Origin of the sequence: Variovorax ureilyticus (genome assembly GCF_050632185.1) — a bacterium.
GTDB classification, from domain to species: Bacteria; Pseudomonadota; Gammaproteobacteria; order Burkholderiales; family Burkholderiaceae_C; genus Variovorax; species Variovorax ureilyticus_A.
The window spans coordinates 3,117,533-3,139,342 of record NZ_CP192579.1 but is presented as its reverse complement, the minus strand read 5'-3'; the positions used below and the strand labels follow the sequence as shown (position 1 = coordinate 3,139,342).

Sequence of the window (21,810 nt, the reverse complement as noted above, 5' to 3'; positions counted from 1 at the left end):
CTGCTGGGGGCAACTCCAGCGGCCCGGCGGAGCCGGTTCCTCGGCGTTTCCCGATCAGCCTGGTTTCTGGGCTTGCGGGCACTTCACCTGGATCAGCTCCCGGTCTTGCGGTGTCTGGCCGATCCGCACCGCGCTCAGGCAGCCGCCCCAGACGCAGCCGGTGTCCGTCGAGATCAGGTCCGGCCGGGACAGCCAGCCCAGCGTCGACCAGTGCCCGAAGGCCACGGTGGCCGAGGCGGTCTTCCGGCCCGGCACGTCGAACCATGGCATGAAGCCCTTGGGCGCACCGGCCTGCGCGTCCTTCGACTCGAACTCCATCACGCCCTCGGCGGTGCAGTAGCGCATCCGCGTCAGCGCGTTGACGATCACGCGCAGGCGCTCGGCGCCGGTCAGCGAATCGCTCCATCGGGCAGGTTCGTTGCCGTACATGGTGCGGAAGAAGTCCGCGACGTCCGGTCCGCGCAGCGCCGATTCGAGCTCGGCCGCAACGCGCATCGTGTCATCGACCGTCCATTGCGGCAGCACGCCCGCGTGCACCGTCAGCAGCGTGCCGCCGCCGATGTCGTGGCGCACGGCCATGTGCTGGTGGCGCAGCCAGTCGAGCATCGCCTCGCGGTCCGGCGCCTCCAGCACGGCGGCGAGCGTGTCCTTGCGCCCGACCTTGCGCGCGCCGTGCGCGACGCCCAGGAGATGCAGGTCATGATTGCCGAGCAAGCTCTGCGCCGCGTCGCCATAGCCCTGCATGCGCCGCAGGACCTTCGCCGATGCGGGCCCGCGATTGACCAGGTCGCCAAGCACGAGCAGCCTGTCGCGGCTGGGTGAGAAGGCGATCGCGTCCAGCAGGCGCTGCAGGGGTTCGTCGCAGCCCTGCAGATCACCGATCAAGTAAAGTGCCATGATTCCCATTCTCTCCTGCGTTCATGGACGTTCTCCTCCTGGCCTTGCTGACCACGCTCAACGCGCTGTTCGCAATGTCCGAAATGGCCCTCGCCACCAGCCGCCGCGCGCGCCTTGCTGCGCTGGCGGAAACGGGGGATGCGGGCGCCGCCGCGGCGCTCAAGCTGATGGGAAACCCGACGCAGTTCCTCTCCACGGTGCAGATCGGCATCACTTCGATCGGCATGCTCAGCGGCATCGTCGGCGAGGCCGCCTTTGCCGAGCCGCTCGGCGCCTGGATGGAGCAGATGGGCCTGGGCCGGGGCGCCGCCAGCGTCGCTTCGACCGCTTTCGTGGTGACCTGCATCACCTTCTTCACGATCATCTTCGGCGAGCTGGTGCCCAAGCGCATCGGGCAGCTCTATCCCGAACCCGTGGCCCGCTACGTGGCGCGGCCGATGCGCGGGCTCGCTTCCATCGCCAAGCCCTTCGTGCTGCTGCTGTCGAGCGCGACCTCGGCCATGCTCAAGATGCTGCGCATCGACACGAGCGCCGCCCGTCTGGTGACCGAGGAGGAGATCTCCGCGAGCCTGGAGGAGGGCGTCGATGCCGGCGTGATCGAGATGCACGAGCACCAGATGGTGCGCAACGTGTTCCACCTCGACGACCGTCGCTTGACTTCGCTGATGGTGCCCCGCGCCGACATCGAATGGCTCGATGCCTCGTTGACCATCGCCCAGAGCCTGCGGTGGGTGTCGGAAGCGGGCGCGCGTGACCAGATTCACTCGTGGTATCCGGTGTGCCGCAATTCGCTCGACGACGTGGTGGGCGTCACCAGCGTCGCGCATCTTCTCAAGCTCGGCCCGGAGCATCAGGGCACGGTGGGAGAAGCGGTGCAGGCCGCGGTGTTCGTGCCCGAGACGCTGACCGGCATGGAGCTGCTCGAGCAGTTCCGTTCGCACGCCGGCCGGTTGGTGTTCGTGGTCGACGAATACGGCGTGGTCCAAGGGCTCATGACGCCGCGCGACCTGCTCGAGGCCATCACCGGCGAGCTGCAGGTGCCGACGCACGCCGAGGCCTGGGCGCGGCAGCGCGCCGACGGTATCTGGGAGCTCGATGGCCTGATGCCCGTGTCGGAGCTGCGCGCGCGGCTCGGCATCCGCGAACTGCCGGACGAGGACCGCGGCCGCTACAACACCGTCGCGGGCCTCCTGATGTTCGTCTCGGGCCAGTTGCCGGAGGTCGGCGAGCGCATCGATTGCGCCGGCTGGTGCTTCGAGGTGGCCGCGCTCGACGGCAGGCGGATCGACCGCGTGCTGGCGCGTGCCGATACGCGCGCGCCTGAATAGGCGCCCTGAGCGAAGAACCGACCCCGCTCCTATACTGGCCGGCCCCCTTCCGGAGACCCGCCATGACCGTGCCGAGCAAGACCCTGCAGATCCGTTCCCTCGTTCGCAGCATCGGCGAACTGGAACTCTCGCTTCAGGAAGATGCCCTCCCGCAGCCCGCCGCGAACGAGGTCGTGGTGCGCGTCGAGGCATCACCGATGAACCCATCCGACCTGGGTCTGCTGTTCGGTGCGGCGGACCTACGCACCGCGAAGGCCTCGGGGACGCCGGAGCGGCCCCTCGTGACCGCAACCATCCCCGAAGTGGCCATGAAGGGCATGGCCGGCCGCGCGGACCAGTCCATGCCGGTCGGCAACGAGGGTGCAGGCATCGTCGTGGCAGCCGGTGCTTCGCCGCAAGCGCAGGCCCTGCTGGGCAAGGCGGTGGCGATGATCGGCGGCGCGATGTACACGCAATACCGCTGCATCGACATCGCGCAATGCATGGCGCTGCCGGCAGGTGCGACACCGGCCGAAGGCGCTTCCTCGTTCGTCAACCCGCTCACGGCACTCGGCATGGTCGAGACGATGCGGCGCGAAGGCCACAAGGCGCTCGTGCACACCGCGGCGGCATCGAACCTCGGGCAGATGCTCAACCGGATCTGCATCAAGGACGGCATCCCGCTCGTCAACATCGTGCGCAAGAAGGAGCAGGAAGACATCCTGCGCGCCATCGGGGCGAAGTACGTGTGCAATGCCAGTTCGCCAACCTTCATGCAGGAGCTGACCGATGCGCTGGTCGAGACCGGCGCGACGCTGGCTTTCGATGCAACCGGCGGCGGCAAGCTGGCCGGCCAGATCCTCAACTGCATGGAAGCGGCGCTCGTGAAGACGGCGACCGAATACAGCCGCTACGGCACCAGCACGCACAAGCAGGTCTACATCTACGGCGGGCTCGATCGCGGTCCGACCGAGTTCACGCGCGGCTTCGGCATGAGCTGGGGGATGGGGGGCTGGCTCTTGTTCCCGTTCCTGATGAAGATCGGCCCGGAAGGCGCCGCGAAGCTCAAGGCGCGCGTGGCGGCCGAACTGAAGACGACCTTCGCGAGCCGCTACACGAAGGAAGTGTCGATGGTCGAAGCGCTCTCGCTCGATGAGATCGCCGTCTATTCGAAGCAGGCAACGGGCGAGAAGTACCTGCTCAATCCCAACAAGTGATCGTTCGCGGGCTCAGCCCATCGCGAGTCGCGTGCCGCCGCCGGACGTGGTCTTGCGGTTGCCGTCCGGCCCGTAGAAGAGCTGCACGCTCGACTGCAGGAACTGCAGCGCCTTGTGCGTGAAGTCCAGGTGGGTATGGACGATCGATCCGTTGCGCAGGTTCTGGGCGCGGGCCTTCTGGGCCAGTTCCTGCAGCGCTTGCCAGGCCTGGCGAGTGGCTTCGCCGCCGGCCGCCGCGGCGGCATCCGCACCTGCCGCGCCGGGCTCGAAGCCAAGCGCCGATTGCGCGGTTTCGCGCTGGCGGTCGATTTCGGCGATGCGGTTGAGCAACTGCACCTTCTGTTCGGTGATCTGCTCGAGGTCGCCGAAGCGGCGCTCCGTCATGGCGCTCTCTTCCTGCGCGAGCAGCACCAGGAACTCCTCGACGCAGGATTTCTCCGCATGAAGGTACAGCAGCATCGTGTTCATGAGTTCTTTCCGGAATCGAGCAGGTTGCGCACGCTGTCCATCAGGCCGTCGGCAATGCGCTCGGGGTTGACCTGGTAGCGCCCGGCGCGGATGTCCTCGCGGATCGCCGCGACGCGGGCGGCGTCGAAATCACCGCCGTTGGCCTCCGGCAGCGCGTGAACCTGCGCCGACATCTGTACGGCGTCCTTCGACGAGGCGGCTCCAGCAGGGGCCGCCGACGCGGAGCCTGACTTCGCGTGGCGGATGAGAGGCGTCGCCGAAGACGCTGGTTGATTGATTTTCAAGATGGTTCCTCAAAGGGCTCGCCCCTATATCGGCGCAACGGTCCGGAACTTTAGGGCTCGAAGGCCGCATTGACGATCCATGAAGACCACTACGTTTCCCTACGTATTCCGCTACTGCGCGAGCCGGATCTGGCCTTCTTCGTCGGCGATGCCGCTCACCAGACGGCCGTCGCGCGTCTTGGCCTGCACGGCGGCGCCCACTTCGGCGCGCGTCATGGCCTTGCCTTCGGTGCTGACGGTGAAACCCGCGCCTTGCGCGACCACCTGCACCGTCTGTCCCTGCTGGATCACGATCATGCTGCGCATCTGTTCCTTGCGCAGCGGCGCACCGGCTGCGATGCGCTGGGCACTGGTGACGCCGCGCAGGGCGGTCGCATCGGTGAGGACCGAGCGCGGCAGCGCGGTGAGATCGCCGGTGCGCTCGATGAAATCGCCGGCGCCGAGCGTCATGCCGGGCTCGATCGCGCGTGCCGCGACGAAATAGCGGCCTTCCACGGCCACGTTGGCTGAAACGAAGCGGGTCCACGGCTTCTCGCCGCGACAGCGCAGGCCGATGGACACACGTCCCCGCGGCGCCGTGCCGGTCGGCATGAAGGCCTCGAAGTCGCTGCACGGTGGAAGCGCACCGGCGGTGGGCGCGAACGTCACCATGGCTTTGCCCGGGAGGCCCGCAGTCTGCGCCTGGAGGTAGCGCTCCACGGCCTCGCGCGCCTCCTCGGGCAATTGGGAAGCCGCGAACGAAGCCGCGCCGACGCCCGCCATGCACGCCGGCAGAACGATACGGAGGAGGCGACTGAAGGTCTTGCGTTGGTCCATGGGAGTCGAAGTGTTGCCGGGGAATTCTAGGAAGACACCCATTGAGGCGAAGTGGCGAAGTGCTGGCTAAAACCCCCTTTGTTCGGCCCATTGCAAAAACGTCTCGTGCATAGACTCGCTTTCCATCTGTCGCCATGCCCAGTGCGGACGCGACGCCACAAAGGATGGAAAGAAGATGATCGACAAGCTGGATGCAGCGCTTCGCTTCAACCGCGAAGCCCTCAATCTGCGGGCCGAGCGCCAGGAAGTGCTGGCAGCCAACATCGCCCACGCCGACACGCCTAATTACAAGGCGCGCGACTTCGATTTCAGCAGCAGGCTCTCGCAGGCCGTCGAACAGGGCCGCCAGGCGCAGTCGTTCGCGATGAGCACCACCTCGTCGCGACACCTCGCGGGCGAGGCCAAGTCGATGCCCGACCAGGACCTTCTCTACCGTGTGCCCACGCAGTCGAGCATCGACGGCAATACCGTCGAGATGGACGTGGAGCGCATCAACTTCGCCGACAACGCGCTGCGCTACGAGTCGAACCTCACGGTCCTGAGCGCGAAGATCAAGACCATGCTGGCTGCCGTCCAGCAATAAGCAAGAGGAGCCATCCGATGCCACTCCCCGTTGCTTCCATGAACATCTTCAGCGTGGCGGGCTCCGCCATGACCGCGCAGTCGCAGCGCATGAACGTGACCGCGAGCAATCTCGCCAACGCGGAGAGCGTCGCGGGTCCCGATGGCCAGCCGTACCGCGCCAAGCAGGTGGTCTTCGAAGTCGCGCCGTCGGGCCAGCAGGACATCGGCGGCGTGCAGGTTTCCCGCGTGGTGGAGGACCAGTCGCCCGCCAAGATGGTCTACGACCCCAAGAACCCGCACGCCAACGGCGACGGCTATGTCGCGATGCCGAACGTCAATGTGGTCGAGGAGATGACCAACATGATCTCCGCCTCGCGCAGCTACCAGGCCAACGTCGAGGTGCTCAACACCGCCAAGACGCTGATGGTCAAGACGCTGACCATCGGCCAGTAATCCAACCGCGAAGAAAGAAGAAAGCCATGGCCATCGCCGATACCTCATCCATCAGCGGCGTCAACGCCGCCAGCGCCGCGGCCAGCACCGCGAGCGTTTCGGGCAACGACAACGAGCAGCGATTCCTCAAGCTGCTGGTCGCGCAACTCAACAACCAGGACCCGCTCAATCCGATGCAGAACGCGGAGCTGACTTCGCAACTGGCGCAGATGAGCACCGTGAGCGGCATCGAGAAGCTCAACAGCACGCTCTCGGGCACTGGTGAGCCAGACCGGCTCCAACCAGGTGCTGCAGGCCGCTTCGCTGATCGGCTCGCATGTGCTCTCGCCGGGCAACACCCTCACCACCACCACGCCCGCGAGCGGCGCGGACCCGACCCCCCAGGCCTTCGGGGTCGAACTCCCGGGTTCGGCAGCCGACGTGCAGATCAAGATCGTCGACGCCAGCGGCAAGACGGTGCGCACCATCGACGCGGGCTCGATGAACTCGGGCGTCAACGCGGTCACCTGGGATGGCAAGGACGACCAGGGCAACGCCGTGCCGGCAGGTAGCTACACCTTCACGGTCGCCGCGGCCAACGGCAGCACCGCGGTGAGCTCGACCGCGCTCACGTTCGCACAGGTCGCCGCTGTCAAGCAGGGCGCCAGCGGCGTGACGCTCGAACTCGGCAGCGGCCAGAGCATCGGCCTGTCCGACGTGCGCATGTATCTCTGACACCAACCCAACGCATTCGATCGAAGGAATCCATCATGAGTTTTTCCCAGGGCATCAGCGGGCTTGGCGCCGCGGCCGCGAATCTCGACATCATCGGCAACAACATCGCCAACTCGGGTACGGTGGGCTTCAAGTCCTCCACCGCCACCTTCCAGGACATCTATGCCGGCTCACGCGTCGGCCTCGGTGTCGCGGTGTCGGGCGTGGTGCAGAACTTCACGCAAGGCGTGACGCAGACCAGCAGCCGTCCTCTCGACGTGGCGATTCTCAATGGTGACGGCTTCTTCCGCCTCGCCAGCTCGACCGGCGAAGTCGTGTATTCGCGCAACGGCCAGTTCACCAAGGACAAGGACGGCTACATCGTCAACTCGTCCGGCCTGCGCCTGACCGGCTACGGCGTCAACGCCAGCGGCGGCATCAGCGGCGGGACGCCCTCCGCGATCCAGATCCCGACCGCCGGGATGTCGCCGAACGCCACCACCGGCGTGCAAGCCGAATTCAACGTCGACTCGCGCAGCACCGTGCCGACAAAGACGCCTTTCGACCCGACCGATTCCGCCACCTTCAACTACTCGAACGCCGTCGGTCCGGTGTACGACTCGCTCGGCAACCCGCACGATCTCGCGGTGTACTTCGTGAAGACCGGCGCCAACTCGTGGGACACCTACGGCACGATCGACGGCACCCAGATTCAACAGGCTGCGCCCGCACCGGCCGGCTCGCCGTTGGGTTCGCTGACCTTCGACAGCAACGGCAACCTCACCGCGCCGGCGGGCGGCAAGATCACGCTGCCGGGCCTGACCTACACCAACGGTGCCGCCGCGTCGAACATCACGGTCGACCTGAGCGGCACCACGCAGGTCGGCGCGGCCAACGGCATGAGCAAGCTCGCGCAGGACGGCTACGCCTCCGGCCAGCTCACCTCGTTCTCGATCAACGCCGACGGCACCATCACCGGCAAGTTCTCCAACGAGCAGACCAAGCTGCTCGGCCAGGTGGTGCTGTCGTCGTTCGCGAACCCCAACGGCCTGGAGCCCAAGGGCGACAACGTGTTCGCCGAGACGCAGGCCTCCGGCGCCGCGCTGACCGGCACGCCGGCCGAGGGAAGCAAGCTCGGCTCGCTCGCCTCGGGTGCGCTCGAATCGTCGAACGTCGACCTGACCTCGGAACTCGTCAACCTCATCGTCGCGCAGCGCAACTACCAGGCCAATGCGCAGACCTTGAAGACGCAGGATCAGGTCACGCAGACGCTGATGAACATGCGCTGACGCGACGAGCCAGGAGTCACCAGTGGATCGAATGCTGTATGTCGCGTTGAGCGGCGCCAAGCAGGCCATGGAGCAACAGACTTCGGTCGCCAACAACATGGCGAACGTGTCGACGCCGGGCTTCCGTGCGCAGATCAACGCCTTCCGGGCAGTGCCCGTGGTCGGCGAGGAATCGCCCACGCGCGCCTTCGTGGTTGCGACCACGCCGGGCGCCGACTTCCGGCAAGGTCCGGTGACGGACACCGGCCGCGAGCTCGACGTCGCGGTGCGCGGCGACGGCTGGCTGGTGGTCCAGACGCCGACCGGCGAGGCCTACACCCGTGTGGGCAACCTGCAGGTGGCATCCGACGGCCGGGTCACGACCATGGGCGGACGCCCCGTGGTCGGCGACGGCGGCGGGCTGGTGATCCCGCCGGGGTCGTCCGTGACCATCGCGGCCGACGGCAGCATCACCGCGCACACGCCCGGCGATCCGTTGACCGGCCTGAACGTGGTCGGCCGCCTGAAGCTCGTGAACCCGCCGACCGCCAACCTGGAGCGTGGCGAGGACGGTCTGTTCCGCATGCGCCAGGGCCTGCCGCCGGCCCAGGCCGACGCCGCGGTGACCGTCGCGGCCGGCGCGATCGAAGGCAGCAACGTCAATCCCGTCGAAGCCATGGTGGCCATGATCGCCAACGGACGCAGCTTCGAGATGCAGATGAAGTCCATCCAGTCCGCCGATATCAACGCGCAGTCGGCCAACAAGCTGCTCGCCTACGGCTGATCCCCCATCCGCAGTACCCCGCAGCAACCCCGCAGGAGCCCCCTCCATGATTCGTTCCCTCTACGTGGCCAAGACCGGCCTCGAAGCCCAGCAGACGCAACTCGACGTCGTCTCCAACAACCTCGCCAACGTGTCCACCACCGGCTTCAAGAAGAGCCGTGCGGTGTTCGAGGACCTGCTCTACCAGAACATCCGCCAGGTCGGCGGCCAGTCCTCTGACCAGACGCGCCTGCCTTCGGGCCTGCAGGTCGGCACCGGTGTGCGCGTGGTCGCCACCGAGCGCATGCACTCGCAGGGCAACATGACCAAGACCGACAACCCGAAGGACGTCGCCATCAACGGATCGGGCTTCTTCCAGGTCCAGATGCCCGACGGCACGATGGCCTACACGCGCGACGGCTCGTTCCAGACGAACGCCGACGGCCAGCTCGTGACCGCGAGCGGCTACACGATCGAGCCCGCGATCAACATCCCGCAGAACGCCACCAGCCTCACGATCGGCCGCGACGGCATCGTGTCCGTCACGCAGGCCGGCAGCCAGGCGACGGTGCAGGTCGGCCAGCTCCAGATCGCGACTTTCCTGAATCCCACGGGCCTGCAGAGCATGGGCGAGAACCTCTACACCGAGACCGATTCGTCGGGTGCGCCCAATGTCGTGAACCCCGGCGTCGATGGCGCGGGCATCCTGACGCAGGGTTACACCGAGGCGTCCAACGTCAACGTGGTCGAAGAGCTGGTCAACATGATCGCGACGCAGCGCGCGTACGAGATCAACAGCAAGGCGATCCAGACCTCCGACCAGATGCTGGCCCGTCTCGCGCAGCTGTGAACACCCCCAGCCTTGCCCACTTCGTGTGGCTCTGCACCCCTTGCAGGGGGCAACCCCAGCGGCCCGGCAAAGCCGGTTCCGCGGGGTTTCCCGCTTCGGGGGTGCTGCGCTGTCGCTCTTGGCGGTGGCGCTCGCCGGTTGCGCGCAGATTCCGCGCGATCCGCTGGTCCATCAGCCGATGACCGCGCGTGCCGACGAGATCAACCAGCTGCCGAACCGGTCGCGTTCGGGCGCGATCTTCCAGGACAACGGGCGCGGCATCGCGCTGTTCGAGGATCGGCGGCCGCGCAGCGTCGGGGACATCCTGACCATCGTCATCAGCGAAAAGCTCAACGCGAGCAAGAACTCGGGCGCGAACGCGAGCCGCAATGGAAGCATGACCGCGGCCTTCAACCCGATCCCGAAGGTGCTGGGCGGCCTCCTGGACAACCAGGACGCGAAGCTCGCCGGCACGAACGCGCTCACTGCCAAGGGCGGCGCCAATGCAGCCAACACCTTCAACGGCGTGATCACGGTCACCGTGACCGACGTGCTGCCCAACGGCAACCTGCTGGTGAGCGGCGAGAAGCAGATGGGCATCAACCAGGGCACGGAATTCATCCGCTTCTCCGGTGTGGTGAACCCGCGCACCGTCACCGGCGTCAACACCGTGCTTTCGACCCAGGTGGCGGATGCGCGCATCGAATACACGGCCAAGGGCTACATCGACGAAGCGCAGAACATGGGTTGGCTGCAGCGCTTCTTCCTGAATGTTGCCCCCTTCTAGATATGACACACCCCCAGTCTCGCCCACTTCGTGTGGCTCTGCACCCCTTGCAGGGGGCAACGCCGGTGGACCGGCAAAGCCGGTTCCACGGCGTTTCAACAACGGTCGCTTCGCTGCGCTCGCTTTCTCTTGCGCGCTCTTGTTTGTTGGTCCTGTGCATGCGGAGCGGCTCAAGGAGCTGGCGACGATCCAGGGGGTTCGGGACAACCCGTTGATCGGCTACGGCCTGATGGTGGGCCTGGACGGCACGGGTGACCAGACGATGCAGACGCCGTTCACCACGCAGAGCCTGAACAACATGCTGCAGCAGCTCGGGATCACGATTCCTCAGGGCGTGAACATGCAGCTCAAGAACGTGGCCGCGGTGATGGTCACGGCGACGCTGCCTTCGTTCGCGCGGCCGGGGCAGGCGATCGACGTGACGGTGTCGTCGATGGGCAATGCCAAGAGCCTGCGCGGCGGCACGCTGCTGATGACGCCCCTCAAGGGCGCCGACGGCGCGGTCTACGCGATCGCGCAAGGCAACATGGTCGTGGGCGGCGCGGGTGCATCGGCCAACGGCAGCAAGGTGCAGATCAACCAGCTCAGCTCCGGCCGGATTCCAGCCGGCGCGATCGTCGAGCGTACGGTGGAGTCCACCGTGGGCGGCGAGGGCGCGCTCACGGTGGAGCTCACGCGGTCGGATTTCGGCACGGCGCAACGCACCGTCGAAGCCATCAATCGCCAGTTCGGCTCCGGAACGGCCGATGCGGTGGATGCGCGTGTGATCCAGGTCCGTGCGCCGCAATCGCCGCGGGAGCGCGTCGGCTTCCTCGCGCGCCTCGAAAGCCTCGAAGTCACGCCGACGCAGGCCGTTGCGCGCGTGGTCATCAACGCGCGCACCGGTTCCGTGGTCATGAACCAGTCGGTGCGCGTGAGCGAATGCGCGGTGGCGCACGGCAACCTGTCGGTGGTCATCAACACCGAGCCGGTGGTCAGCCAGCCCGAGGCGTTCTCGCGCGGCCGAACGGTCGAGGCGGCGCAGTCGGAGATCTCGGTGACCCAGGGCAGCGGTGCGCTGCAGATGGTGCGCGGCAGCGCTTCGCTGGCCGACGTGATCAAGGGCCTCAATGCGCTGGGCGCGAATCCGCAGGATCTGGTGTCCATCCTGCAGGCCATGAAGACCGCCGGCGCTCTGCGCGCCGAGCTCGAAATTATCTGAGCCCCGGCATGGCGATCACTGCAATGCCTGCTTCGAGCGCCGCCGACACGAGCCGCAGCGGCGCGCTGGACCAGCGCTTCGCGCTCGACGTGCAGGGCGTCGATGCGCTCAAGCGCACCACCCGCACCTCGCCGGAAGAAGGCCTTCGTCAGGCCTCGCGCCAGTTCGAGGCGATGTTCATGAACATGGTGCTCAAGAGCATGCGCGAGGCGACGCCGCAAAGCGGCCTGTTCGACAGCCAGAGCGAGAAGATCTACACCTCGATGCTCGACCAGCAGCTCTCGCAGAACCTCTCGGGTCGCGGGGTCGGCCTGGCCGAGGCGATGCTGGTGCAGCTCCAGCGGCAGGTCGCATCGGGGTCGACCAACATGGATGTCGAGGCAGCGCCGATGTCGCTCCTGCCGCGCGGTGGACTGCCGCTCAAGGCGGACTCGGGTATTCCGCTCGGCTCGGCGCCTTCGCCGTCCACGCGCGTCGACCTCGGCCTCTATCAGGTGAACAACGACCGCGGCGCAAGCTCGGCCGCGACCGCGTCGCTGCAGGGCCATGTGGACGCCTTCGTCGATCGCATGGGTGCATCGGCACAGGCTGCGAGCGAGGCCAGCGGCGTGCCGGCGCCGCTCATCCTCGCGCAGGCCGCGCTCGAATCGGGCTGGGGCAAGCGCGAGATCCGCGCCGACGACGGCACGCCGAGTTTCAACCTCTTCGGCATCAAGGCCGACAAGAGCTGGCAGGGCCGCGTGGTCGAGACCACCACCACCGAGTACGTCGACGGCGAGCCGCAGCGCGTGCGCGCGAAGTTCAGGGCCTACGACTCCTACGAGGAAGCCTTCACCGACTACGCGCGTTTCATGACCCGCAACCCGCGCTATGCGGGCGTGGTCACCGCCGGCGACCCGGCCGAGGCCGCACACGGCCTGCAGCGTGCGGGTTACGCCACCGATCCGCAGTACGGACAGAAGCTCGTCCGGATCATGCAGAAGTTCGGCTGACCTGCCGATAGCCAACAAACCCCTTCTCACAGCCAACGCAAAAAGGAGCCCCATGGCAGAGATCACGACCCTTCAGCCCCGCTCGGGCGGTGCCGCTTCTCAGTCTCTCGCCGATGCGGGCCGGCTGGAGGTGGTCACCTTCACCCTCGGCGACGAGGAATACGGCATCGACATCCAGAAGGTGCAGGAACTGCGCGGCTACGACGCGGTGACGCGGATAGCGAATGCGCCGGAATTCATCAAGGGGGTGGTGAACCTGCGGGGGATCATCGTGCCGATCATCGACATGCGCATCCGCTTCGGGATCGGAACGCCCAGCTACGACCAGTTCACGGTGGTGATCGTGCTGAACATCGGCGGGCGAGTGGTGGGCATGGTGGTGGACAGCGTCTCGGACGTGATCACGCTGTCGCACGAGCAGATCAAGCCGGCGCCGGCGATGGGTTCGGTGCTGGACACGGACTATCTGATCGGCCTGGGCACGCTGGAGGAGCGGATGCTGATCCTGGTGGACATCGACCGGCTGATGTCCAGCGAGGAAATGGGCCTGATCGAGAAGCTCGCCGCCTGAGACGGCAATCGCGCAAAGCGGACAAACAAGCCTCTTTGGAGGAGACAACGGATGAAGGACTGGAAGATCGGCGCACGCCTCGGCGCCGGGTTCGCTCTGGTGCTGGCGCTGGTGGCCGCCATCGCGGGCATCGGCGTGGTGCGCCTGCAGGACGTCGGCGACGCCACGCACGAATTGGCGCGGCAATCGCTCGAGAAGGAGCGCCTCGCGTCGAGCTGGCTGCTGGCCACGAGCACCAACAGCGTGCGGACCTTCGCCCTGCTCAAGAGCGACGACGTCGAGGTGCAGGAGTTCCTGCAGAAGAGCATGGCCAGGACGAGCACGGTCATTACCGAGACCCAGAAAAAGCTCGAGGAGATGCTCAGCTCCCCCGAGGAGCTCGCGCTGAGCCAGGACATCAAGACCCGGCGTTCGGACTACGTGGCGTTGCGCAACGCCATCCTCAAGCTCAAGTCGGACGGCAGGCTCGATGAAGCCGCGAAGCTGGGCCGGGACAGACTGCTGCCCATGCTCGATGCCTACGACGCGAGCATCCGCGCGATGGTGACTCACCAGAAGGAGCAGATCGACAAGACGGCGACCTCCATCGACGAGCTCTACCGCTCCGGCCGCAACCAGGTGATCCTGCTTGCGGCCGTGGCGCTTGCCGTGGGTTCGGTGCTCGCGTGGCTGTTGACGCGCAGCATCGCCCGGCCGATCGACGAGGCGCTGCTGATCGCCGAGGCCGTGGGTTCCGGCGACCTCAGCCAGGAATTCGAGTCCGAGCGCGGCGGCGACTTCGGGCGCCTGCTGCGCGGCATGGGCGAGATGGAAGACATGCTCACCCACGTGGTGGGCCGCATTCGCACCGCCACCGATTCGATCGTGGTCGCCTCGAGGCAGATCGCCGCGGGCAACCAGGATCTGTCGTCGCGTACCGAGGAGCAGGCGAGCTCGCTGGAACAGACGGCCGCCTCGATGGAAGAGCTCACGAGTACGGTGAAGCAGAACGCGGACAACGCGCGCCAGGCCAACCAGCTCGCCGTCTCGGCGTCCGACGTGGCGACGAAGGGCGGCAAGGTGGTGAACGAGGTGGTCGACACGATGGCGTCGATCAATGCCTCGTCCCGCAAGATCGTGGACATCATCGGCGTGATCGACGGCATCGCGTTCCAGACCAACATCCTCGCGCTGAACGCGGCCGTCGAAGCGGCTCGCGCGGGCGAGCAGGGCAAGGGCTTCGCGGTGGTCGCGGCCGAGGTGCGCAGCCTCGCGCAGCGCTCCGCGGCGGCAGCCAAGGAGATCAAGAGCCTCATCGACGATTCGGTGGGCAAGGTCGACATGGGAAGCGCGCTGGTGGGCGAGGCCGGCAAGACGATGGACGAGATCGTCGGCAGCGTGCGGCGCGTGACCGACATCATGGGCGAGATCACCGCGGCGAGCCAGGAGCAGACCTCGGGCATCGAGCAGATCAACCACGCGATCACGCAGATGGACCAGGTGACGCAACAGAACGCGGCGCTGGTCGAGCAAGCCGCTGCTGCGGCGGCGTCGCTGCAGGAGCAGGCCGGCGGGCTCTCGCAGGTCGTCGGCATGTTCAAGCTGGGCGACGATGCCGCGCCCACCAAGGCTTGCGCTGCGATCGCCGCTGCCGGCGCAGGCGATCGGACCGAATCCCGAGCATTCCACCAACTGAACGAAAGCAGGCGCGCTGAGGCGCACACACCACCATGACTTCCTTATCCAACTTCAAGATCGGTGCGAGACTGGGACTGGGCTTCATGCTCGTCCTCGTGTTCATGGCGGCCGTTGCCGGCCTGGGCTTGAACTCGCTGTCGAACCAGAACGGCCGTCTCGACCGCATCGTGAACGACAACAACGTGAAGATCGCCGCGGTCAACGTGATGTTGACCACGGTTCGCGACATCGCCAACTACGGCACCGAGCTGGTGCTGATCGATGACGAGCCGGGCATCAACGCGCAGATGAAGAAGATCGCCGGCGCGCGAGAGCGCTTCACCGAAGCCAGCAAGACGCTGCGCAAGCTGATCGTCGCGCCCGAGGGCAAGGCCTACCTTGCCAAGGTCGACGAAGCGCTAGCCGTTGCGGCTCCGCTCAGCGAGCAGCTCATCGAGCTTGCGCGCCAGAACAAGAACGCGGAAGCGACCGAACTGCTCATGAAGAAGTTCGCACCAGCGGTGCGAGTGACCCTGGCCGCGCTGGATGATCTGAACGCACAGCAGGTCAAGCGCGCGGACGGCATCAATGCCGAGGCGATCGCCGACTACCAGAGTGCGCGCGACCTGATGATCGGTCTGGGCGTGCTTGCGGTGCTGCTCGGCGCGGGCGTCGCGTGGCTCATCACCCGCTCGATCACGCAACCGATTCGCGAGGCGGTGAAGGTGGCCGAGACCGTGGCCGCGGGCGACATCACATCACGCATCGAGGTGCGCTCGAAGGATGAGACCGGGCAGCTCATGCAGGCGCTGCGCGATATGAACGACAGCCTCGTGAAGATCGTCGGCGAAGTGCGCACGGGCACGGACACGATCGCGACGGCGTCGAGCCAGATCGCGACGGGCAACCAGGACTTGTCCTCGCGCACCGAAGAGCAGGCGAGCTCGCTCGAAGAGACGGCCGCCTCGATGGAAGAGCTCACCAGCACGGTCAAGCAGAACGCGGACAACGCGCGGCAGGCCAACCAGCTGGCGGTGTCGGCGTCGGAAGTCGCCGTGCGCGGCGGCAGCGTGGTGAGCCAGGTCGTGGACACGATGGGCTCGATCAATGCGTCCTCGCGCAAGATCGTGGACATCATCGGCGTGATCGACGGCATCGCGTTCCAGACCAACATCCTTGCGCTGAACGCGGCTGTCGAGGCGGCACGTGCCGGCGAACAAGGCCGCGGCTTTGCAGTGGTCGCTTCCGAAGTGCGCAACCTGGCGCAACGCTCTGCGGCGGCCGCCAAGGAAATCAAGACGCTGATCGGAGACTCGGTCGACAAGGTCGAGGAAGGCAGCAAGCAGGTGGCCGAGGCCGGACGCACGATGGACGAGATCGTCGACAGCGTGAAGCGGGTGACGGACATCATGGGCGAGATCACTGCGGCGAGCCAGGAGCAGACCTCGGGCATCGAGCAGGTCAACCAGGCGATCACGCAGATGGACCAGGTGACCCAGCAGAACGCGGCCCTGGTCGAGGAAGCCGCTGCCGCCGCGGGCTCGCTGCAGGAGCAGGCGGGCAGCCTGTCGCAGGTCGTCAGCGTCTTCAAGCTGGCGCGCGAAGCGTGACGGCACCTTCAACTTTGGCTGTGTCGTGCCGATAAGAAGGCGATTGTGCTGGTGGTCAATCGCCAGTCCCGACAGTTCAAATCCTTGAAGGAAAGTGGGATGAAATTGAAAGATCTGAAGATCGGTACGCGCCTGGCCTTCGGCTTCGGCGCCATGCTGGTCCTGATGGTGCTCATCGCCGGTACCGGCATGCATCGTCTGTCCAATGTGGGCAACGCGACCGAGCAGATGGTCGGCGGCCCGCTGGCCAAGGAGCGCATGGTGGCCGAGTGGTCCCAGAACCTCGCCGCCAGCACTGTACGGATCATTGCGATGGTGAGGGCGACCGACCCTGCCACGGAAGCCTTCTTCAAGAAGGAACTCGCCGCGGGTCAGGCCATCATCAATCCGCTGCAGAAGAAGATCGAGGAAATTGTCTCAACGCCGGAAGAGAAGAAACTCTACGGCGAAGTGGCGGAAGCGCGCCGCAACGCGCTTGAAGTGCTGGGCGCGTTGAACAAGCTCAAGGCCGCCAATGACTTGGAAGCGGCGAACAAGATGGTCGATGGCCCGTTCGCCGTGAGCCTTGCGAAATACGAGAAGGCAGTGATTGCACTGGCCGACTACGAGCGGTCGCAGATCGACGAAGTCGCTGCGGCCATCGCGCAGGACCATGCGACGGGTCGCAATATGCTGATCGTGCTGTCGCTCGCGGCGCTCGTGCTGGGTGCGTTCGCGGCGTGGCGTCTGACGGTGGGCATCGTGCGGCCGCTGGGGCAGGCGGTGTCGGTGGCGGAGACCGTGGCGGCGGGCGACCTCGGCAGCCGCATCGAAGTCCAGAGTCGCGACGAGACGGGCCAGTTGCTGCAGGCGCTCAAGAAGATGAACGAGAGCCTCGCGCGCGTTGTCGGCGAAGTGCGCACGGGCACGGACACGATCGCGACGGCGTCGAGCCAGATCGCGACGGGCAACCAGGACTTGTCCTCGCGCACCGAAGAGCAGGCGAGCTCGCTCGAAGAGACCGCGGCCTCGATGGAAGAGCTCACCAGCACGGTCAAGCAGAACGCGGACAACGCGCGGCAGGCCAACCAGCTGGCGGTGTCGGCGTCGGAAGTCGCCGTGCGCGGCGGCGGCGTCGTCTCGCAGGTGGTCGACACGATGGGCTCGATCAATGCGTCCTCGCGCAAGATCGTGGACATCATCGGCGTGATCGACGGCATCGCGTTCCAGACCAACATCCTTGCGCTGAATGCGGCTGTCGAGGCGGCGCGTGCCGGCGAGCAGGGCCGCGGCTTCGCGGTGGTCGCCTCGGAAGTGCGCAACCTCGCGCAACGCTCCGCCGCCGCCGCCAAGGAAATCAAGACCCTGATCGGCGATTCGGTCGACAAGGTCGAGGAAGGCAGCAAGCAGGTGGCCGAGGCGGGCCGCACGATGGACGAAATCGTCGAGAGCGTGAAGCGGGTGACGGACATCATGGGCGAGATCACCGCGGCGAGCCAGGAGCAGACCTCGGGCATCGAGCAGGTCAACCAGGCGATCACGCAGATGGACCAGGTGACCCAGCAGAACGCGGCCCTCGTCGAGGAAGCCGCCGCAGCCGCGGGCTCGCTGCAGGACCAGGCGGGCAACCTGTCGCAGGTCGTCAGCGTCTTCAAGCTGGCGCACGAAGCGTGACGGCGTCTTCAATCTTCGTTGTGGCCTGCCGATAAGAAAGCGATGGTGCTGGTGGCCAACCGCCAGTCCCGACAGTTCGAACCCTCGAAGGAAAGTGCGATGAAACTAAAGGATCTGAAGATCGGTACGCGCCTGGCCATCGGCTTCGGCGCCATGCTGGTCCTGATGGCGCTGATTGCCGGTACCGGCATGCAGCGTTTGTCCAACGTGGGCAACGCGACCGAGCAGATGGTCGGCGGCCCGCTGGCCAAGGAGCGCATGGTGGCCGAGTGGGCCAAGAACCTGGCCGCGAGCATCGTGCGCACCTTCGCGATCGTGAAGGCGACGGACCCCGCCGTCGAGGCGTACTTCAAGAAGGAGCTCGCCGCGGGTCAGGCGATCATCAATCCGCTCCAGAAGAAGATCGAAGAGACCCTGGCCACGCCGGAAGAGAAGAAGCTCTATGGCGAAGTGGCCGAGGCTCGTCGCAGCGTGCTCGAGATGCTGGGCGTGATGAACAAACTCAAGGCCGACAACGACATCGAGGGCGCGAACAAGCTGGTCGATGGCCCGTTCTCTGCGGGCCTCGTGAAGTACGAGAAGGCGGTGGGAGCGCTTGCCGACTACGAGCGGTCGCAGATCGACGAAGTCGCTGCGGCCATCGCGCAGGACCATGCGACGGGTCGCAATATGCTGATCGTGCTGTCGCTCGCGGCGCTCGTGCTGGGTGCGTTCGCAGCGTGGCGTCTGACGGTGGGCATCGTGCGGCCGCTGGGGCAGGCGGTGTCGGTGGCGGAGACCGTGGCGGCGGGCGACCTCGGCAGCCGCATCGAAGTCCAGAGCCGCGACGAGACGGGCCAGTTGCTGCAGGCGCTCAAGAAGATGAACGAGAGCCTCGCGCGCGTTGTCGGCGAAGTGCGCACGGGCACGGACACGATCGCGACGGCGTCGAGCCAGATCGCGACGGGCAATCAGGACTTGTCCTCGCGCACCGAAGAGCAGGCCAGCTCGCTCGAAGAGACGGCCGCCTCGATGGAAGAGCTCACCAGCACGGTCAAGCAGAACGCGGACAACGCGCGGCAGGCCAACCAGCTGGCGGTGTCGGCTTCGGAAGTCGCCGTGCGCGGCGGCAGCGTGGTGAGCCAGGTCGTGGACACGATGGGCTCGATCAATGCGTCCTCGCGCAAGATCGTGGACATCATCGGCGTGATCGACGGCATCGCGTTCCAGACCAACATCCTTGCGCTGAATGCGGCTGTCGAGGCGGCACGTGCCGGCGAACAAGGCCGCGGCTTTGCAGTGGTCGCTTCCGAAGTGCGCAACCTGGCGCAACGCTCCGCGGCGGCCGCCAAGGAAATCAAGACGCTGATCGACGACTCGGTCGACAAGGTCGAGGAAGGCAGCAAGCAGGTGGCCGAGGCCGGACGCACGATGGATGAAATCGTCGAGAGCGTGAAGCGGGTGACGGACATCATGGGCGAGATCACCGCGGCGAGCCAGGAGCAGACCTCGGGCATTGAGCAGGTCAACCAGGCGATCACGCAGATGGACCAGGTGACCCAGCAGAACGCGGCCCTCGTCGAACAGGCCGCTGCCGCGGCCGCATCGCTGCAGGAGCAGGCGGGCAGCCTCTCCGGCGCGGTGAGCGTATTCCGATTCGAAAGCAACTGAGCCCCCATGCGCGTCAATCTCCCCATCAGCAACAACGAATATCCGCTGCCGCAGGACGTGGCACTGGTTTCACGCACCGATCTCAAGGGACGGATCACCTACGTCAATCCGAGCTTCGTCGAGGTCAGCGGCTACGCGGTCGAAGAACTCATGGGCAAGGCGCACAACATCGTGCGCCACCCGGACATGCCGCCCGAGGCCTTCGCCGACATGTGGGAGACGCTGGGCCGGTGCCTGCCGTGGACCGGGCTCGTGAAGAACCGCCGCAAGAACGGCGACTTCTACTGGGTGCAGGCGAACGTCACGCCCATCCGCCGCAACAACGAGACGGTGGGATTCATGTCGGTGCGAAGCCGGCCCGAGCGCGCGGACGTCGCGGCCGCCGAACAGGTCTACCGCCGATTCCGTGAAGGCAAGGCCGACGGCCTGAGGATCAGGCGAGGCGAAGTCGTCACGCGGGGCTGGTCGGACCCACTCGGCCGCCTGCGCCGCATCCCGGTGCGCCGCCGCGTCTTCGCGGTGACGAGCATCGCGGCTTTGCTCTCGCTGGGCTTGGGCGCGGCGGCATGGTCGGAGGTTTCGGCGCTCGTCGCGAAGGCGGGTACGCAGAGCTGGCTGCCCAGCCTGATCGCCACGGCTGCCATCGGTGCGACGCTGGCGTGGGCCGGGCTCGGCCACTTCCTCGGCCGTACCGTCTTTCGCTCGCTGGATCAGGCATTGGACGTCGCACGCACCATCGCGGGCGGCGCGCTGGTCAAGTTCGAGATCCGTCCGGAGGACGAGACCAAGGACCTGCTGCGCGCGCTCAACCAGATGAGCGCCAACCTGTGCGCGATCGTCGCCGATGTCGGCGTCAACGTGTCGGGGGTGATGAGCACCTCGGGCCAGATCGCATCGGGCAACCAGGACCTTTCCGCACGCACCGAGCAGCAGGCCAGCTCGCTGGAGGAGACCGCTGCGTCGATGGAACAGCTCACCAGCACCGTGAAGCAGAACGCCGACAACGCGCTGCAGGCCAACCAGCTCGCCGTGATGGCATCGGACGTGGCGGTGAAAGGCGGCAGCGTGGTGTCCCAGGTGGTGGACACCATGGCCGCCATCGACGCATCGTCGCGCAAGATCGCCGACATCATCAGCGTGATCGACGGCATCGCGTTCCAGACCAACATCCTCGCGCTGAACGCGGCCGTCGAGGCCGCTCGCGCGGGCGAGCAGGGCAAGGGCTTTGCGGTGGTCGCGGCCGAGGTGCGCGGGCTCGCGCAGCGCTCGGCGGCGGCGGCCAAGGAGATCAAGGGCCTGATCGACGACTCGGTCGGCAAGGTCGGCGCGGGCAGCGCGCTGGTCGGTGAGGCTGGCAAGACCATGCAGGAAATCGTCGGCAGCGTGAAGCGCGTGACGGACATCATGGGCGAGATCACCACCGCGAGCCAGGAACAGACCGCGGGCATCGAGCAGATCAACCAGGCCATCACGCAGATGGATCAGGTCACACAACAGAACGCGGCGCTCGTGGAGCAGGCCTCGGCCGCCGCGCAGGCGCTGCAGGAGCAGGCCGGCGGTCTCGTCGACGCGGTCAGCGTATTCAGGCTGGAGCGCAACTAGTTCAAGTGGAGTCAAGGACATACAGATGAAGACTACAGATACATCGAAGGCGGACATGCCGCTGGAATTCCTGTCGTTCACCCTCGGCCACGAGGAATACGGCATCGACATCCAGAAGGTTCAGGAGCTGCGTGGCTACGACGCGGTGACGCGGATAGCGAATGCGCCGGAATTCATCAAGGGGGTGGTGAACCTGCGGGGGATCATCGTGCCGATCATCGACATGCGCATCCGCTTCGGGATCGGAACGCCCAGCTACGACCAGTTCACGGTGGTGATCGTGCTGAACATCGGTGGGCGGGTGGTGGGCATGGTGGTGGACAGCGTGTCGGACGTGATCACGCTGTCGCACGAGCAGATCAAGCCGGCGCCGGCGATGGGTTCGGTGCTGGACACGGACTATCTGATCGGCCTGGGCACGCTGGAGGAGCGGATGCTGATCCTGGTGGACATCGACCGGCTGATGTCCAGCGAGGAAATGGGCCTGATCGAAGCCGCGGCGGCCTGAGCCGGGCGACATCGACTTCTA

General features: G+C 66.4%; 22 protein-coding genes and 1 pseudogene. 19 read left to right on the top strand and 4 right to left on the bottom strand.

Annotation, left to right across the window (positions count from 1 at the left end; all coding sequences use genetic code 11):
* Positions 1-54: 54 nt before the first annotated feature.
* On the bottom strand, positions 55-897 hold the full coding sequence (locus ACQ858_RS15505) for a symmetrical bis(5'-nucleosyl)-tetraphosphatase (RefSeq protein ID WP_431273577.1): 843 nt from the start codon (positions 895-897) through the stop codon (positions 55-57).
* 23 nt (positions 898-920) lie between these two features.
* On the opposite strand from ACQ858_RS15505, the gene ACQ858_RS15500 reads away from it, so the two are divergent.
* Both ACQ858_RS15500 and ACQ858_RS15495 read left to right on the top strand, forming a co-directional pair.
* On the top strand, positions 921-2,225 hold the full coding sequence (locus ACQ858_RS15500) for a hemolysin family protein (protein WP_431273576.1): 1,305 nt from the start codon (positions 921-923) through the stop codon (positions 2,223-2,225).
* Between the two features lie 62 nt (positions 2,226-2,287).
* Positions 2,288-3,421 (top strand): zinc-binding dehydrogenase, encoded by a 1,134-nt coding sequence (locus ACQ858_RS15495; protein ID WP_431273575.1) that lies wholly within the window; start codon positions 2,288-2,290, stop codon positions 3,419-3,421.
* A gap of 12 nt (positions 3,422-3,433) precedes the next feature.
* On the opposite strand, the gene ACQ858_RS15490 is transcribed toward ACQ858_RS15495, so the two are convergent.
* The 3 genes from ACQ858_RS15490 to flgA all read right to left on the bottom strand — a co-directional run bounded on the left by ACQ858_RS15490 (position 3,434) and on the right by flgA (position 4,989).
* On the bottom strand, positions 3,434-3,889 hold the full coding sequence (locus ACQ858_RS15490) for a flagella synthesis protein FlgN (protein ID WP_431273574.1): 456 nt from the start codon (positions 3,887-3,889) through the stop codon (positions 3,434-3,436).
* Positions 3,886-4,173, bottom strand: a complete 288-nt coding sequence (gene flgM / locus ACQ858_RS15485) for a flagellar biosynthesis anti-sigma factor FlgM (RefSeq protein ID WP_431273573.1) — start codon at positions 4,171-4,173, stop codon at positions 3,886-3,888. Before flgM ends, ACQ858_RS15490 begins: the two co-directional genes overlap by 4 nt.
* A 111-nt stretch (positions 4,174-4,284) precedes the next feature.
* On the bottom strand, positions 4,285-4,989 hold the full coding sequence (gene flgA / locus ACQ858_RS15480; protein WP_431273572.1) for a flagellar basal body P-ring formation chaperone FlgA: 705 nt from the start codon (positions 4,987-4,989) through the stop codon (positions 4,285-4,287).
* Positions 4,990-5,164: 175 nt separating this feature from the next.
* On the opposite strand from flgA, the gene flgB reads away from it, so the two are divergent.
* The 17 genes and pseudogenes from flgB (at position 5,165) to ACQ858_RS15395 (ending at position 21,789) form a co-directional block, all read left to right on the top strand.
* A complete protein-coding gene (flgB, locus tag ACQ858_RS15475) occupies positions 5,165-5,572 on the top strand; it encodes a flagellar basal body rod protein FlgB (protein ID WP_431273571.1) in 408 nt (135 codons plus the stop codon).
* 38 nt (positions 5,573-5,610) lie between these two features.
* Positions 5,611-6,006 (top strand): flagellar basal body rod protein FlgC, encoded by a 396-nt coding sequence (flgC, locus tag ACQ858_RS15470; RefSeq protein ID WP_431276874.1) that lies wholly within the window; start codon positions 5,611-5,613, stop codon positions 6,004-6,006.
* Positions 6,007-6,032: 26 nt separating this feature from the next.
* Positions 6,033-6,200: pseudogene (locus ACQ858_RS15465) on the top strand (flagellar hook capping FlgD N-terminal domain-containing protein); the annotation flags it as partial.
* Between the two features lie 67 nt (positions 6,201-6,267).
* Positions 6,268-6,720, top strand: a complete 453-nt coding sequence (locus ACQ858_RS15460) for a FlgD immunoglobulin-like domain containing protein (protein WP_431273570.1) — start codon at positions 6,268-6,270, stop codon at positions 6,718-6,720.
* 35 nt (positions 6,721-6,755) lie between these two features.
* On the top strand, positions 6,756-7,988 hold the full coding sequence (gene flgE / locus ACQ858_RS15455) for a flagellar hook protein FlgE (RefSeq protein ID WP_431273569.1): 1,233 nt from the start codon (positions 6,756-6,758) through the stop codon (positions 7,986-7,988).
* Positions 7,989-8,010: 22 nt separating this feature from the next.
* A complete protein-coding gene (gene flgF, locus ACQ858_RS15450) occupies positions 8,011-8,751 on the top strand; it encodes a flagellar basal-body rod protein FlgF (RefSeq protein WP_431273568.1) in 741 nt (246 codons plus the stop codon).
* Between the two features lie 46 nt (positions 8,752-8,797).
* On the top strand, positions 8,798-9,580 hold the full coding sequence (gene flgG, locus ACQ858_RS15445) for a flagellar basal-body rod protein FlgG (protein ID WP_431273567.1): 783 nt from the start codon (positions 8,798-8,800) through the stop codon (positions 9,578-9,580).
* A gap of 118 nt (positions 9,581-9,698) precedes the next feature.
* Positions 9,699-10,346, top strand: a complete 648-nt coding sequence (locus tag ACQ858_RS15440) for a flagellar basal body L-ring protein FlgH (RefSeq protein WP_431273566.1) — start codon at positions 9,699-9,701, stop codon at positions 10,344-10,346.
* A 139-nt stretch (positions 10,347-10,485) separates the two neighbouring features.
* Positions 10,486-11,547 carry a flagellar basal body P-ring protein FlgI gene (locus ACQ858_RS15435; protein WP_431273565.1) on the top strand — a complete coding sequence of 354 codons (1,062 nt, stop codon included), beginning with the start codon at positions 10,486-10,488 and terminating at the stop codon, positions 11,545-11,547.
* Between the two features lie 8 nt (positions 11,548-11,555).
* Positions 11,556-12,539 (top strand): flagellar assembly peptidoglycan hydrolase FlgJ, encoded by a 984-nt coding sequence (gene flgJ, locus ACQ858_RS15430; protein WP_431273564.1) that lies wholly within the window; start codon positions 11,556-11,558, stop codon positions 12,537-12,539.
* A gap of 52 nt (positions 12,540-12,591) precedes the next feature.
* Positions 12,592-13,110, top strand: a complete 519-nt coding sequence (locus ACQ858_RS15425; RefSeq protein ID WP_431273563.1) for a chemotaxis protein CheW — start codon at positions 12,592-12,594, stop codon at positions 13,108-13,110.
* A 51-nt stretch (positions 13,111-13,161) separates the two neighbouring features.
* Positions 13,162-14,823, top strand: coding sequence for a methyl-accepting chemotaxis protein (locus tag ACQ858_RS15420; RefSeq protein ID WP_431273562.1), 1,662 nt, complete (start codon positions 13,162-13,164; stop codon positions 14,821-14,823).
* Positions 14,820-16,376 (top strand): methyl-accepting chemotaxis protein, encoded by a 1,557-nt coding sequence (locus tag ACQ858_RS15415; protein ID WP_431273561.1) that lies wholly within the window; start codon positions 14,820-14,822, stop codon positions 16,374-16,376. Before ACQ858_RS15420 ends, ACQ858_RS15415 begins: the two co-directional genes overlap by 4 nt.
* Positions 16,377-16,475: 99 nt before the next feature.
* On the top strand, positions 16,476-18,029 hold the full coding sequence (locus ACQ858_RS15410; protein ID WP_431273560.1) for a methyl-accepting chemotaxis protein: 1,554 nt from the start codon (positions 16,476-16,478) through the stop codon (positions 18,027-18,029).
* Positions 18,030-18,128: 99 nt separating this feature from the next.
* The gene (locus ACQ858_RS15405) at positions 18,129-19,679 is read left to right on the top strand and encodes a methyl-accepting chemotaxis protein (RefSeq protein WP_431273559.1); all 1,551 of its coding nucleotides are present in this window, start codon (positions 18,129-18,131) and stop codon (positions 19,677-19,679) included.
* Positions 19,680-19,685: 6 nt separating this feature from the next.
* A complete protein-coding gene (locus ACQ858_RS15400; RefSeq protein ID WP_431273558.1) occupies positions 19,686-21,281 on the top strand; it encodes a methyl-accepting chemotaxis protein in 1,596 nt (531 codons plus the stop codon).
* Positions 21,282-21,306: 25 nt separating this feature from the next.
* Positions 21,307-21,789, top strand: a complete 483-nt coding sequence (locus ACQ858_RS15395) for a chemotaxis protein CheW (protein WP_431273557.1) — start codon at positions 21,307-21,309, stop codon at positions 21,787-21,789.
* Positions 21,790-21,810: the final 21 nt, after the last annotated feature.

Bases quoted from the DNA above. Each gene is read 5' to 3' on its own strand.
- ACQ858_RS15415 (WP_431273561.1), top strand. From the start codon at position 14,820: ATGACTTCCTTATCCAACTTCAAGATCGGTGCGAGACTGGGACTGGGC.
- ACQ858_RS15410 (WP_431273560.1), top strand. From the start codon at position 16,476: ATGAAATTGAAAGATCTGAAGATCGGTACGCGCCTGGCCTTCGGCTTC.
- ACQ858_RS15500 (WP_431273576.1), top strand. From the start codon at position 921: ATGGACGTTCTCCTCCTGGCCTTGCTGACCACGCTCAACGCGCTGTTC.
- ACQ858_RS15490 (WP_431273574.1), bottom strand. From the start codon at position 3,889: ATGAACACGATGCTGCTGTACCTTCATGCGGAGAAATCCTGCGTCGAG.
- ACQ858_RS15405 (WP_431273559.1), top strand. From the start codon at position 18,129: ATGAAACTAAAGGATCTGAAGATCGGTACGCGCCTGGCCATCGGCTTC.
- ACQ858_RS15505 (WP_431273577.1), bottom strand. From the start codon at position 897: ATGGCACTTTACTTGATCGGTGATCTGCAGGGCTGCGACGAACCCCTG.
- ACQ858_RS15495 (WP_431273575.1), top strand. From the start codon at position 2,288: ATGACCGTGCCGAGCAAGACCCTGCAGATCCGTTCCCTCGTTCGCAGC.
- ACQ858_RS15425 (WP_431273563.1), top strand. From the start codon at position 12,592: ATGGCAGAGATCACGACCCTTCAGCCCCGCTCGGGCGGTGCCGCTTCT.
- flgC (WP_431276874.1), top strand. From the start codon at position 5,611: ATGAACATCTTCAGCGTGGCGGGCTCCGCCATGACCGCGCAGTCGCAG.
- flgJ (WP_431273564.1), top strand. From the start codon at position 11,556: ATGGCGATCACTGCAATGCCTGCTTCGAGCGCCGCCGACACGAGCCGC.
- ACQ858_RS15400 (WP_431273558.1), top strand. From the start codon at position 19,686: ATGCGCGTCAATCTCCCCATCAGCAACAACGAATATCCGCTGCCGCAG.
- flgG (WP_431273567.1), top strand. From the start codon at position 8,798: ATGATTCGTTCCCTCTACGTGGCCAAGACCGGCCTCGAAGCCCAGCAG.
- flgA (WP_431273572.1), bottom strand. From the start codon at position 4,989: ATGGACCAACGCAAGACCTTCAGTCGCCTCCTCCGTATCGTTCTGCCG.
- ACQ858_RS15420 (WP_431273562.1), top strand. From the start codon at position 13,162: ATGAAGGACTGGAAGATCGGCGCACGCCTCGGCGCCGGGTTCGCTCTG.
- flgB (WP_431273571.1), top strand. From the start codon at position 5,165: ATGATCGACAAGCTGGATGCAGCGCTTCGCTTCAACCGCGAAGCCCTC.
- ACQ858_RS15395 (WP_431273557.1), top strand. From the start codon at position 21,307: ATGAAGACTACAGATACATCGAAGGCGGACATGCCGCTGGAATTCCTG.
- flgE (WP_431273569.1), top strand. From the start codon at position 6,756: ATGAGTTTTTCCCAGGGCATCAGCGGGCTTGGCGCCGCGGCCGCGAAT.